Origin of the sequence: Leucobacter aridicollis (assembly GCF_024399335.1) — a bacterium.
Classification (GTDB): domain Bacteria; phylum Actinomycetota; class Actinomycetes; order Actinomycetales; family Microbacteriaceae; genus Leucobacter; species Leucobacter aridicollis_A.
Genome location: NZ_CP075339.1, coordinates 3098456 through 3110508, shown reverse-complemented (window position 1 = coordinate 3110508; position 12053 = coordinate 3098456). Strand labels below are relative to the sequence as shown.

The following is a 12053-nucleotide window of genomic DNA, read 5'->3' as shown; positions in this document are numbered from 1 at the left end:
AGGTCGGGTTTCACGTGCAACGAAAGGGTGGTCATGCGGGTCACTGCAGTACTGGTCGCCTTTAACCGACGCGATTTGCTCGGCGAGGCGCTCGACGCGCTCGCGGCGCAGTCGCGACCCGTCGACAGGCTTGTCGTTGTCGACAACGCCTCGACAGACGGCTCGACCGAGTTCGCTGAGGAGCGGCTCGCCGAATGGGGCGAGTGCGCTCGGCTCATCAAGCTCGACAAGAACACGGGCGGGGCGGGCGGCTTCGCCGTCGGTATCGCCGCCGCCGTTGTCGACGAGGAGACCGACTGGGTCTGGGTCATGGACGACGACACCGTGCCCGGGCCAGACGCGCTCGCTGGCGCCCTTGAGACGCACGAGCGCTACCGAGCCTCTGGCCGCGATGACCTCGCCGTGATGGGCTCGCGCGTGGTGTGGACCGACGGCGAGGACCACCCGATGAACACGCCGAAGGCAAAGATCCGCGCAGGCCAGGCTGAGCGCGAGCGTGCCGCGGCCGCGGGGGGCATGGAGATTCGATCCATCTCGTTCGTGTCAGCGTTTCTGCGCGCCGCCAGGGTACGTGAGCTGGGGCTGCCGATCGCCGACTACTTCCTGTGGAACGACGACTTCGAATACTCGGCACGGTTGCTTCGTGGCGCCCGAGGTGTGTACACGCCAGCCTCCGTCGTCACGCACAAGACAGCGAAGCGAGGGTCGAGCGACGCCGACCCTGGCCCCCGCTTCTTCTTCGAGGTGCGCAACAAGCTGTGGGTGTTCCGCCGCTCAGATGCGCTGTACGGCTGGGAAAAGTTCCTGTACTTCGGTGCGAGCGTGCGACGCTGGGTTCGCACGTTCAAGGCATCGAGTGACCGCCCCCAGTTGCGTGACTGCTTGAAGCGGGGGTGGCGCGAGGGCATGCGCACGAACCCACGGTCGACGCGTGACGTGCTCCGAGACACAGGCGTGCCAGTCGACGTGATGATCGAGATTGAGCGGCTCGAGAAGGTCGAGCGTCGCTCCTAGTCGCCGTGCAGAGGCCTAAAGCGGCCGCGTCCGGGTGAGGACGCTCCACATCCAGTCTGCGGCCGTCTCGGGCGCCGGCAGCGGATCCTGCGCGAGCCAGGCCTCGATCACGCCGAGCAGCGCCCCCGAGGTGCCTGCGGCCTCGATGTCGACCGGAAGGTCGGTGAGGCGGCGATACTCCGGTGAGATGAGGATCCCGGCGCGCACGAGCTCAAGGATCCGTGCGCGTACCCGAGCAACGACAAGCGCGGAGCCGTTCGGGCCGAAGACGCCCCGGTAGAGGCCTGCGTTGTCTGCGAAGTGGTGCATGAAGCGTACAAGCTCTGCGGGCGGTCTCGAAACGTCGGTGATGATCACAGGCTCGTCGGCGCGCGCCATCTCGGTCTCGAGATGCTCCAGCGCGACGGCGAGGAGCTCCTCACGGCTCTCAAAGTGCTGATAGAAGCTCGAGCGGTTCACGCCCGCGAGCTCGATGATGTCTTTGACGGTGATCTCGGTGATCGGGCGATCTGACGCGAGCGTCACGATTGCCGAGCGCAGAAGCGATTGGGTGTGTGCCGCGCGTGGATCCATGACTTCGATTCTCGCAGGAAATCTGGCGCCTGTACGCCGCGAACGAACGCATGGCATCTCCGACACGTGTTGGAGTAGTCTGAGTGTGTTCGTCCCTGCGCAGGGCAGGGACACCCAACGAGGGAGGCCCTATGTCCACGCTCACCGCCAACAGCACAATCGGGGAGTGGCTCGATCACCCGGAGGGCGGCGCGGCAATTCGCGCGATGCTCTCGCAGTCCGGAGGCGACGCCGAGTCACTCACCCCAGTCCGCGCACTCCCCTTGCAGCAGCTCGTCGCCCTCAGCCAGGGGCAGATGCCCCAGTCAGTCGTCGACGATCTTGTACGTTCAGTCAACGACGGCGAACTGCCTGACGACACCGAGGGCGGGGCGTGGCGTGAGCGCGTCACCGGTGGCCGCTTCGACGGCAAGACAGTCATCGTCACTGGAGCCGCGAGCGGGATCGGCCGCGCGACCGCCTCACGTATCGCGCGAGAGGGCGGCCGCGTCGTCGCCGTCGATATCTCGGCCGAGAAGCTCGCCGACCTCGCGAACGATGCGCCGGAGGGGAGCGTTGTCCCCGTCGCAGGCGACGTCACCAAGCAAGCCGACATCGACAAGATCCTTGCGGCGGCCGGCGAGCGCATCGACGGGCTCGCGAACATCGCCGGAGTGAACGACGACTTCTCTCCGATCCATGAGACGAGCGACGAGATCTGGGACCGCGTCATCGGTATCAACCTCACCGGAGTCTTCAAGCTCACCCGCGCCGTCGTGCCCGCGATGCGCGTGGCCGGGGCTGGCTCAATCGTCAACATCTCCTCGGAGGCAGGCATCCGCGGCAACGCATCAGGTAACGCCTACACAGCCTCCAAACACGGCGTCATCGGCCTGACCAAGAGCGCGGCGTTCATGTACGCAACCGAGGGACTGCGCGTCAACGCCGTCGCACCCGGCGGCGTTGCAACCGGCATCCCCTTCCCTGCAAACGTCTCAGAGTTCGGCAGCGCCAGACTGAAGCCGTTCCAAGACGCGATCCCGTCGGTCGCAACGGCAGAACAGCTCGCTGCGTCAATCACGTTCCTTCTCAGCGACGACGGCGTGAACATCAACGGCGCGATCCTGACCTCTGACGGCGGCTGGTCGGTGCAGTAGGGAGCCTGCGGCGGGGCTGCGGGCCGGGACGTGGTGCCCGGCCCCGTTCCCATTGTGGCGGGCCCGGCCCAACCCGAGGTTGCGTCTCGCTGAGGCGGCGCAACCCCTGGTTGTTCGACTTCACTCGTCCAACCGGCGAGTGCGTCGGCACAAGTAGCTCTCTAGGCGACCCGTCACTCCTAGTCGATACGCTCACTACACATGGTGAATATTGACGAAGGAGCGGATCATGGCCGGAATCGGAGCGATCGTCGCCGAAGCGCGACGCCAACGCGGGTGGACCCAGGAAGAGCTCGCGGGAAGGCTTGGGGTCTCCGCGCAGGCGGTATCGAAATGGGAGACCGATCAGTCGATGCCAGACGTTGGACTGCTCCGGCCGCTCGCCGAGGCCCTTGATTGTACCGTCGACGACCTGCTTGGGGGCGACCCCGCGGTGCTTTCGCGAACGTCGAACGAGCTGCCCGGGGCACGGGTCACCTCTGCAGCGCACGCGGCGACCAAAGTCGTCGTGCGCATTGAGGATCCAAGTGAGCCCAAGCCGATCGTCGTCACCGTGCCGGTCGGACTGCTGAAGTTTGGCTTGAGCTTGTGGGAGAGTATCCCCGCCCTTGCCAATGCGCCGGCAATCGACACGGAGGCGCTCATGGATCACATCACGCGTGGGCTCGTTGGGGAGGTCATGCGCGTCGAGACTGGCGAGGGCGGCTTCGTCGTGATCTCGCTCGAGTAGCACGCGACGGTTTGGTGGTGGCGGCTCTGGCGACTTGTATTGCTCGCCGAGCTAAGCTGGTGAGGCTATGGTGACTGCCCCCGAATTCTCACTCCTGCTGCCCGTGTACGCCGGCGACAATCCATCGTTCCTGCGCCTCGCCTTTACGAGCAGTGTCGACGAACAGTCAGCGCGGCCCACAGAGGCAGTGATCGTGCAAGACGGGCCAGTGCCTGCGCCGCTGCAGATGGAGCTTGAACGCATCGAACGTGACAGCCCGATCCCGGTCAGGGTCGTGAGACTCCCGGAGAACCGTGGACTTACCGAGGCTCTGAACACCGGTCTCGACGCCTGCGGCTATCCTGTGGTCGCCCGCATGGATGCCGACGACGTCTCAGACCCTCAGCGCTTTCAAAAGCAGTGGCTACTCATTGAACAGGGCTTCGATCTTGTTGGAACCGGCATGGTGGAATTTGAGTCCGACCCGAACGTGGTCGCGGCCGTCCGGGTGCCGCCCACCGGGTCAGACCGCATTCGAGAGCATGCTCGCACACACAATCCCTTCAACCACCCGACAATGATGTATCGAGTGTCTGCGCTCGACGCCATCGGCCGCTATCAACCGCTCGGAAAGATGGAGGATTACTGGCTTGGAGTGCGACTTATCGCCTCAGGGGCCAGGGTGGAGAACATCGCAGAGCCGCTCGTGAAGTACCGCGTCGGCGCTGGCGCGTTCGCGCGTCGCGGAGGTTGGCAAGAGGCGAAGACCGAATGGGCGCTGCAGCGAGAGATGTTGCGGATCGGCTTCGTTACACGCTCCCAGTACGTCCGCAACGTTGTCGTCAAGGGCGTCTACCGCCTGATGCCAGCGTCGCTCAAGCGGGTCTTATTCCGCAAGTTTGTCGGTTCGGGGCTACCCGGCGACAAATAGTAAATGAGGTGTACGCGGTGCTATTCCCGACGGAGTGATGGCGCCCGGCCAACTCGGCAGCAGCCGTGGGTGGCGCCACCCACATCGGCTAGTTGAGCTCCGCGTTCATCATCTTTCGGTCCGGCTGATTGATCCACTGGGTGAGATCAGCCGTGAGGGCAGGGCTGAATGGCCCGAAATCGAGCTGCGCGAGCAGAAGATCCCCCGCGGTGTACGCGGCGACGAGAGCGTCAATTTCTGCAGTGGGGATGCCCTGCCTGGACATTCCGACGGTGTTGACTCCCCGCACCCGAGCCGGCACGCCAAACGCCTTCGCATGGGGTGGCACGTCGCGAGCAACGGGGGTTCCCATACCAATCATGCTGCCAGCGCCAATGAAGCGACGCTGGTGAACGCTCGCGTTCATACCGATGTTGACCCTGTCGCCGATAACGCAGTGCCCGCCAATCGAGACACCCGCCGAAACCGTGGTGCCAGCACCAAGCAGCACGTCGTGCGCGAGGTATGCGCGGTTGAGAACCCAGGAGCCCGCGCCAACCGTCGTCTCGCGGTAGCTCCCCTGATGGATGACGGCGCCCTCACGGATGACGGCGCCAGCGCTGATGCGAACGCCCGCGTGCGCGAGGTCACCAGTCCAGGCGGCGTTCTGCGGCTGATCAGTCATTTCCGGGGGTGCGCCGATCTGAGCACCGGGACCGATCCACACGTTGTCCTCAATGGTGCAGGGACCGAGGATCACAGCACCCGGACCGATCGTCACATTGGCGCCGAGTACGACGCCCGGCCCAACAATTGCAAGGGGGCTAATCTGCGAGTCAGCCACGGGCTACGCCTCGAGGGTGACTGTCGCGCCAGTCTTCGAGGACTCGAGCGCGGCTTCACAGACGCGCAGCACCTGCAGGCCCTCGCGAAGCGTGACGATCTCGGTCGCGGTGCCGAGAATCCTGTCACGGAATGCCTCATGCTCGGCCTTCAACGGCTCGCGCTTCTCAAGCTGGAATCGAGTAACTGTGCCTTCACTCACGCCGCGGAACGACGTGACAGCCTCCCACTCCGTGGTGTGCGTGCCATTCTCATAGAAGGTGAGGTCGGCGGTGAGTGTATCTGCGATGAAGGATCCGCGCTCGCCCGTGACGAGCGTGAGGCGCTCCTTGAACGGCGTGAGCCAGTTCACAACATGATCGGTGATGATGCCGTTCGCGAGCTTCGCGGAGATGCTCACCATGTCTTCGTGGGCGCGGCCGGAACGGAACGCAGTCTGCGCTGCTACCTGGGTGTAATCGGAGCGTGCGAGCCAGGCCGTCAGATCGACGTCGTGGCTACCAAGATCTTTCATCACGCCGACGTCGGCGATACGCGCGGGGAATGGTCCCTGGCGGCGCGTGTGGATCTGGTACACCTCGCCGAGATCGCCGTTCTCGAGCCGCTTGCGCAGGCTAACGAGCGCAGGATTGAACCGCTCGATGTGCCCGACAGCGCCAACAAGTCCCTTCGCCTCGAAAGCGTCGACGAGGCGAGTTCCAGCCTCAAGCGAGTGAGCCACAGGCTTCTCGATGAGCGCGTGCACGCCAGCGTCAGCGAGCTTCAACCCGACTTCCTCGTGGAACTGCGTCGGAACTGCGACGACGACCGCATCGACGCCGTGCTCGATGAGCGCGTCTACCGAGTCGTACAGCGGGAGACTCCCAGCGACACCGTGCGGGTCGCCCATCGCGTCTGCAACGGCGACGAGCTCGACGCCCTCAACTTCGCGGGCGACACGAGCATGGTGTCGTCCCATCATTCCGAGGCCGATGAGGCCGAAGCGGAGCGTCATGGCGTTCTCCCCGTATTGTGCAGTTAGATTTTAGGTATTATTTACAGTTTAGTGCGCGTATGTTGAATGTCGTTCCACATGAAGCCCTGCCATGGGTGATTTAGAGTTCGATAGCGGCCGCGTCCAAGAATCGACGGGGCCCGGTAATGATAATGCGCGCCTGTAACGGAGGTAGATGTTGGTTAACCGTGTCCAGCGCGCATTGCAAATTGCGAGGCCTGACCAGCGATGGCGCCGTCACCTCTTTACATTCCGGAAACTTGTAGATCAAGGGCTGGATAAGCGGGCTGGATTCTCTAGCGCGACAGTGCGCCTAGGCGACAACCTCCTTACCGCGCTGCGCGAGACTCCACCTGCAGCGCGACCTGCAGCGCGTCAACTTCGAAGAGTGGGCCGCGGAGCTGAGGTGCTTGCAGCCGTCGACGAGCTCTGGGCAAAGCACGCGCCGAACTCTGCAGCATGGTGCCTTGCATGCGCGCAGGTCTGGTATGATTTCGGGCAAAACTGGCGAGGGGACCAGGCGCTCGCACAGGGATTTGCGCTCGATCCTGAGTCCGTAGATCTTTTCAAAGAAGTCGCTCGCAATAGGCGAGAACGTGGGAACATGGCACCCTCGATTGAGGCTGCATCCCGTATCCTTGAGCTGGATCCGGCAGCCCGCAAAGACCGGGAGTGGGACGAGGTTGTAGGCATCCAGTTTTACGAGGCTCGGCAGTTTAGCGAAGCCCTTCCGTACCTCTCCAGGCTCGTCGTTGGAAGCAATAGCTGGCTAGATCATTACCACCTGGCGGTGACGCTCGAAGAAGTCGGAGACCGGGAGGGTGCTGAACGATCATATCAACAGGCCGCTCGGCGCGGACCCTTGGAGCTTTCGGCAGAGCTTGCGGTGTCGGAGCTTCACGCTGCGGCGGGCGACGTGACGAGGGCTGTTGCCTCACTGACAGCCACGATGGCCTCTTCAGTCAAGGTTGAGGGAGAGCGGCGCAGGTTGCTCGTTGAGAGCCTGCTACGACTCGAGAGACCCGATGACGCCGTGGGTGCGGCGCTCGGGGGAGCCGCGTCACATGCCGGACTAACCGGACTTGCGCATGAACTGAGCGGTGACCTGGTTGCAGCCGCGAGTTCTTATGCCGAGGCGCTCAGTCAAGTGAAGCCGAGACGCACTGCCCAGCTCCGGGAACTTGCACTGCGGCGACAATACGCGCGCACTGCGCGGGCGCTCGGTGACAACGCGACTGCGCTTCGCATTTGGAGTGAAGCAGATTCAAGACACTTCAAGCTCACGGGACTCGAAGCCGAAGCAAGCCCGCACTACACTGAGCTTGCGAAGGATGCGGCAGCTTTGTTGAGCGCAGGCGACTTCGGAGCGGCCGTTCCTGTTCTCGAGCGACTCGCAGTCTCGAGCTCAACAAGGGTAAACAATTCACGAGTTCAGTGGAATCTCGGCGTGGCTCTTGCACGGGTGGGGCGTGAGGACGACGCCCTTGAGGCATTCGCGCGTGGCACGGAGATGCCCCTGCCGCACCCACTCGAGGCGCGTGACACTCCGCCGCGAGCATCCCGCGCAGAACTCTATGCTGAACGTCGAGAAACACTGAGCCTCGACACCAGTGTCGTGCTCTACGAATCGTTCCATGGAGCGAAGACTGCATGCAATCCACTCGCGTTGTGCCAGTCCCTTCGCCGGACTCGACCTGACCTGCACCATGTCTGGGCAATCCGGGATGGGGCGACGATCCATCCTGACCTTCTCCGTGATCCCCGCGTGAGTTTCGTGCGCATCCACTCCGACGGCTACTACCGCCACCTGGCGACCGCCGCGACTCTGGTGAACAACACCACTTTCCCCCCTGGGTATGTGAGGCGCGAGGGGCAGCGCTACATAAACACATGGCACGGCGTGCCGTGGAAGCGCTTAGGTCGCGAAGTGCCCGGCGACGCGTTCGCGTTCGGCAACGTCGCTCGCAACCTCTTGCAGGCGACTGACCTGGTTGTTCCAAATCAGCACACGGCCCGCGTCCTCCTCGAAACACAAGATGTTGCGGACGTAGTTGCAGCGCGAGTCCACATTACTGGGCAGCCCCGCATCGATGTCTCGATGAACATGACGGATGCCGAGCGTGACGAACTCCGAAGCAGGCTAGGCGTAGGTGATGGCTCGCGGGTCGTGTTCTATGCGCCGACCTGGCGCGGCGCCAGTGACACCGTGCGCGAAGACACTGCAGCCTTTACGGGCGCTGTTAGGCGTCTCGCGTCAGCACCGGGGGTGCACGTGGTCGTGCGCGTGCACCACTTCCTGTCTGCGGAGCTTGCGGGTGACGAATTGCCAGAGAATGTCAGCATTGCTCCTGAGGAGGTCGACACGAATGAACTTCTCGGGATGGCTGATGTCTTGGTCTCCGACTACTCAAGTTTGATTTTCGACTATGCACCGCTGAATCGTCCGATTATCAAGTATGTCTACGACTTTGAAGAGTATGCCAGGACGCGTGGCTTGTATTTCAACCTTGATGACGTTCCGGGCATCAGCGTGCGTACAGAGGACGACTTGCTTGCGGCGCTGAATGATGCCCCAAGGATGGTGGATTGGGCCGGGTCCCCGACGGTTGAGCTGTGGGCACAAGAGGATGGACATGCGACAGCTCGGGTGCTTGAAGCTATGCTTTCCAGCGCTGGGGAACCTGAATTTGCGCCGTCTGATCGTATCGCGCTCAACGTTGTTAGCCTGAACCCCAACGGAATCACACGATCGCTCAGGAACCTCCTAGCGACCGCGCCAAACATCAGCGCTAGGGCGCGTCTAGTCCTGCCGCACGCCGCCCTCCGAAACACGTCGAACGCGCCGATCGCGGAAGAAGTGCACGAGCGCGTCGATTTCACGATGTTGATGTCCGCCACGATTGCAACCCGGCGCGAGAACTACGCCTGGTACAGGCTGAGGGTCTTTCGGGAACCGCTCACCGAGCACGCGCTACGGCAGGTAACTTCACTCATGCAGCGTGAGCGAAGGCGTCATTTTGCTGGCGTCCGGTTTGCGACTGCCGTAGATTTTGACGGGTACGGCCTCTACCAGACTGCACTTGTCGGGCTAGGATTCCCCGAGGAGACGAGAACCGTTTCGGTACTCCACAACGAATTCGAGATGGAACGCAGTGTGCGCTTCCCTGTGCTCGCCGCAACTGGTCAACTCCTCGATCACTTCGATAGCTTGCCGTCAGTCAGCGAGTCAGTGATGCAGGCCAACCGTGAAGCATTGGCGCTGCAGTACGGTGTCCCGCGTGAACGTCATGTCGAGCTACCGAACACCATCAATCCTGCATTGATTCGTGAGCTTGGCACCGAGCAGCTAGACACTGACGTCGCTGATTGGATGCAGCGATCCGGAATACACGTCGTTGTTGCGGGGCGACTCTCGACTGAAAAGAACCATCAGGGATTCCTGCGCGCGCTCGCTGAGTTCTCAAGTTCGAACACCTCGGCGGTGTTTGCCACGTTCCTTGGAGACGGACCTAAGAGCAGTGAGTTGAAGGCTCTCGCATCGAAGCTCGGCCTCAGAGACCGTGTAATGTTTGCTGGATACCGGGCAAACCCGTACCCGGTGATCAGCAAAGCAGACGTACTGTTCGTCTCATCCACGCACGAGGGTCAGTCACTCGTGGCACTCGAGGCCATGACTCTGGGAACTCCCGTAGTTTCGACTGATATCCCAGGCCCCGCGTCTGTCCTGCAGGGGGGCAAGCTCGGGCTTCTCGTTCCACCGACAGTGGAGGGGATGGTAACGGGGCTCACTCGAATTGTGAGCGGAACGATTGTTGGAGCCGAAGACTTCGACGCAGAGGCCTACCTCGATACGGCACGAGCTGCGCTCGAGGCTGTTATAGACGGGCCGCGCTAGACCTGGGTCGGCCTGAAATGTATACCGGTGTCCAGTGTGAACACTGCATCGCCGCGAGTGAAACGCATCACGCGCTCTTCGTAGTCCTCGAGCCTGCCTGCAGGGGGTGCCACGATGAGACCCCACGGGCCGGCTGGGCCCCCGTTCTTGAGATACACGGGGAGGAAATGGCCGCGGGATAGTCCGTGAGTGACGGCTTCACCGGTGGCGGGGTCCACGTAGCTCGTGATCACACCGGTGTCAAAGAGCTGATAGGACCCAGGCGCATCGCCTTCAATCTCCTGCTGCGGTCCGAGGGGCATGCCGTACTTCTTCGGATCATGAGAGTAAAGTTCATAGATCTCGCCGACGACGGGGTAGTCCGTGAGCAGTGCATCGGGATTGGACTGGAGCCGCACGATGGCTTCTTCAATGGGTCCATCAAAGACAATCTTCCCGTGTTCCAGGACGATGCCTCGCTTGCACAGTTTGCGAACTTGGCCCGCATTGTGGCTGACGATGAACATCGTCTTGCCCTGAGCTGTGAGCTCGAGCATCTTGCGCTCGCACTTCTTGCGAAACTCGGCGTCACCAACAGACAGGACCTCGTCGACGAGCAATGTGTCGAGCTCTGTATGGACAGCAACCGAGAAACCGAGCCGCGAGTACATGCCGGACGAGTATCGTTTCACCTCGGTATCGATGAAATCTCCGATTTCGGAGAACTCCAGAATGTCTTGGAAGCGTGCGTCAGTTTCCTCCTTACTCATTCCGAGAATTGCGGCGTTGAGGTACACGTTTTCGCGCCCAGTGAGATCGGGGTGGAAGCCAGCCCCGACCTCAAGGAGCCCTGCGATCCGACCACGGGTCCGGATCTGCCCGGCATCGGGATTCATAACCCCCGAGAGTAGCTTGAGTGTCGTTGACTTCCCAGAGCCGTTTCGCCCCATAAGCGCTACCGACTCGCCTTCGGTAACCTCGAAGCTCACGCCGTCAACAGCGTGAAAATCAGTCGAGAGCTCTTTGCCCTGGATCGCGAAGATGAACGCCTGTTTGAACGAGTGCGAGTGCTTGATCTTGAACGTCTTTGTGACATCCTTAAAGACAATGACCGGCTTCTGCTGGGAATCAGAGGTTTTGGGCAAAGGAACCCTCCAGCTTCTTGAACGTAAATTGGCCGATGAGAAGAGTGGCGAGTGCAACGCCAGCTGCGATGAGCGTGTGCAGGATCATCTCTGGCGGCCTATTAGCACTGGCTGCCATCGGCAGCCAGAACGCAGTATGGAACATCTCGACAGCGGCCGTCATCGGGTTCGACATGTAGATGTGGTATAGCCATTCGGGGGCGCGCTCGTGGACCATCTCCCAGCTGTAGAGTACGGGCGAGGCCCAAGTCGCAAACATCAGAATCAGGTCGACGACGTTTTTCGCGTCCCTGTAGGAGACGTTGATCGCGCCGAAAAACAGACCGAGCCCGAGCGAGAACGTGAGAATCAGTAGAACACCGATGAGGAAGGCCACGATCGGGATCCAGCCGAGCGTCCAGCCGAAGATAATCGCGACGACAAGTAGCAACGCGACCTGGGGTAGGAAATGAATCAATCCAACGCCGAGCGCGGCGACGGGAAACAGCGCTCTGGGAAGGTAGATCTTCTTCACCAGCGACTTATTGTCGATGATGGCACTCGTAGTGTTGCGCAGCGCCTCGCTGAATAGGTTCACCGCCACGATGCCCGAAAAAAGGTAGATCGGAAACAGCTCGACCCCGCGGTTCTGGTTGAGCAGCACGCCGATAACGAGAAAGTACATGAGGAACTGCGCGGCCGGCCGAATATACGACCACACCCAACCAAGCACTGAGCCGTGGTAGCGCGTTGCAACTCCCTTTTTGAGGAGCAGCGAAAGTAGGTACCGATGACGGAACACCGCAAGAAGACCACGGTTTGACCCAGGCTTCTGAAAATCGGGGTCGTCCAAGATCTCGTTTCCGCTCACAGGCT

10 protein-coding genes are annotated in these 12053 nt (G+C 61.9%); 5 read left to right on the top strand and 5 right to left on the bottom strand.

Going from position 1 to position 12053, the window contains the following annotated elements; all coding sequences use genetic code 11:
* The first annotated feature begins 33 nt into the window (after positions 1–33).
* Entirely contained in the window at positions 34–1014 is a 981-nt protein-coding gene (locus KI794_RS13945) for a glycosyltransferase (RefSeq protein ID WP_119282776.1), read from the top strand.
* Between the two features lie 15 nt (positions 1015–1029).
* Here KI794_RS13945 and KI794_RS13940 read toward each other — a convergent pair whose 3' ends face one another.
* Entirely contained in the window at positions 1030–1587 is a 558-nt protein-coding gene (locus tag KI794_RS13940) for a TetR/AcrR family transcriptional regulator (RefSeq protein ID WP_119282777.1), read from the bottom strand.
* 131 nt (positions 1588–1718) lie between these two features.
* Here KI794_RS13940 and KI794_RS13935 point away from each other — a divergent pair, with 131 nt between their 5' ends.
* From KI794_RS13935 to KI794_RS13925, 3 genes are all read left to right on the top strand, one after another.
* Positions 1719–2723: an SDR family NAD(P)-dependent oxidoreductase gene (locus tag KI794_RS13935; RefSeq protein WP_255808445.1), complete on the top strand. Its 1005-nt coding sequence runs from the start codon at positions 1719–1721 to the stop codon at positions 2721–2723.
* Between the two features lie 229 nt (positions 2724–2952).
* Positions 2953–3453 carry a helix-turn-helix domain-containing protein gene (locus KI794_RS13930; protein ID WP_255808444.1) on the top strand — a complete coding sequence of 167 codons (501 nt, stop codon included), beginning with the start codon at positions 2953–2955 and terminating at the stop codon, positions 3451–3453.
* A gap of 67 nt (positions 3454–3520) precedes the next feature.
* Positions 3521–4363 carry a glycosyltransferase gene (locus tag KI794_RS13925; protein ID WP_119282780.1) on the top strand — a complete coding sequence of 281 codons (843 nt, stop codon included), beginning with the start codon at positions 3521–3523 and terminating at the stop codon, positions 4361–4363.
* Between the two features lie 88 nt (positions 4364–4451).
* Here KI794_RS13925 and KI794_RS13920 read toward each other — a convergent pair whose 3' ends face one another.
* Positions 4452–5186 (bottom strand): acyl-ACP--UDP-N- acetylglucosamine O-acyltransferase, encoded by a 735-nt coding sequence (locus KI794_RS13920; protein WP_255808443.1) that lies wholly within the window; start codon positions 5184–5186, stop codon positions 4452–4454.
* A 3-nt stretch (positions 5187–5189) separates the two neighbouring features.
* A complete protein-coding gene (locus KI794_RS13915; RefSeq protein WP_255808442.1) occupies positions 5190–6179 on the bottom strand; it encodes a Gfo/Idh/MocA family protein in 990 nt (329 codons plus the stop codon).
* A gap of 604 nt (positions 6180–6783) precedes the next feature.
* Between KI794_RS13915 and KI794_RS13910 the strand changes: the two genes are divergently transcribed.
* On the top strand, positions 6784–10074 hold the full coding sequence (locus tag KI794_RS13910) for a glycosyltransferase (RefSeq protein WP_255808441.1): 3291 nt from the start codon (positions 6784–6786) through the stop codon (positions 10072–10074).
* Here KI794_RS13910 and KI794_RS13905 read toward each other — a convergent pair.
* Together KI794_RS13905 and KI794_RS13900 are read right to left on the bottom strand one after the other, a co-directional pair.
* Positions 10071–11198: an ABC transporter ATP-binding protein gene (locus KI794_RS13905; protein ID WP_119282784.1), complete on the bottom strand. Its 1128-nt coding sequence runs from the start codon at positions 11196–11198 to the stop codon at positions 10071–10073. The two genes, KI794_RS13910 and KI794_RS13905, sit on opposite strands and share 4 nt — an antisense overlap.
* On the bottom strand, positions 11182–12048 hold the full coding sequence (locus KI794_RS13900) for an ABC transporter permease (protein ID WP_255808440.1): 867 nt from the start codon (positions 12046–12048) through the stop codon (positions 11182–11184). Before KI794_RS13900 ends, KI794_RS13905 begins: the two co-directional genes overlap by 17 nt.
* Positions 12049–12053: the final 5 nt, after the last annotated feature.

Bases quoted from the DNA above. Each gene is read 5' to 3' on its own strand.
- KI794_RS13930 (WP_255808444.1), top strand. From the start codon at position 2,953: ATGGCCGGAATCGGAGCGATCGTCGCCGAAGCGCGACGCCAACGCGGG.
- KI794_RS13940 (WP_119282777.1), bottom strand. From the start codon at position 1,587: ATGGATCCACGCGCGGCACACACCCAATCGCTTCTGCGCTCGGCAATC.
- KI794_RS13925 (WP_119282780.1), top strand. From the start codon at position 3,521: ATGGTGACTGCCCCCGAATTCTCACTCCTGCTGCCCGTGTACGCCGGC.
- KI794_RS13915 (WP_255808442.1), bottom strand. From the start codon at position 6,179: ATGACGCTCCGCTTCGGCCTCATCGGCCTCGGAATGATGGGACGACAC.
- KI794_RS13945 (WP_119282776.1), top strand. From the start codon at position 34: ATGCGGGTCACTGCAGTACTGGTCGCCTTTAACCGACGCGATTTGCTC.
- KI794_RS13910 (WP_255808441.1), top strand. From the start codon at position 6,784: ATGGCACCCTCGATTGAGGCTGCATCCCGTATCCTTGAGCTGGATCCG.
- KI794_RS13935 (WP_255808445.1), top strand. From the start codon at position 1,719: ATGTCCACGCTCACCGCCAACAGCACAATCGGGGAGTGGCTCGATCAC.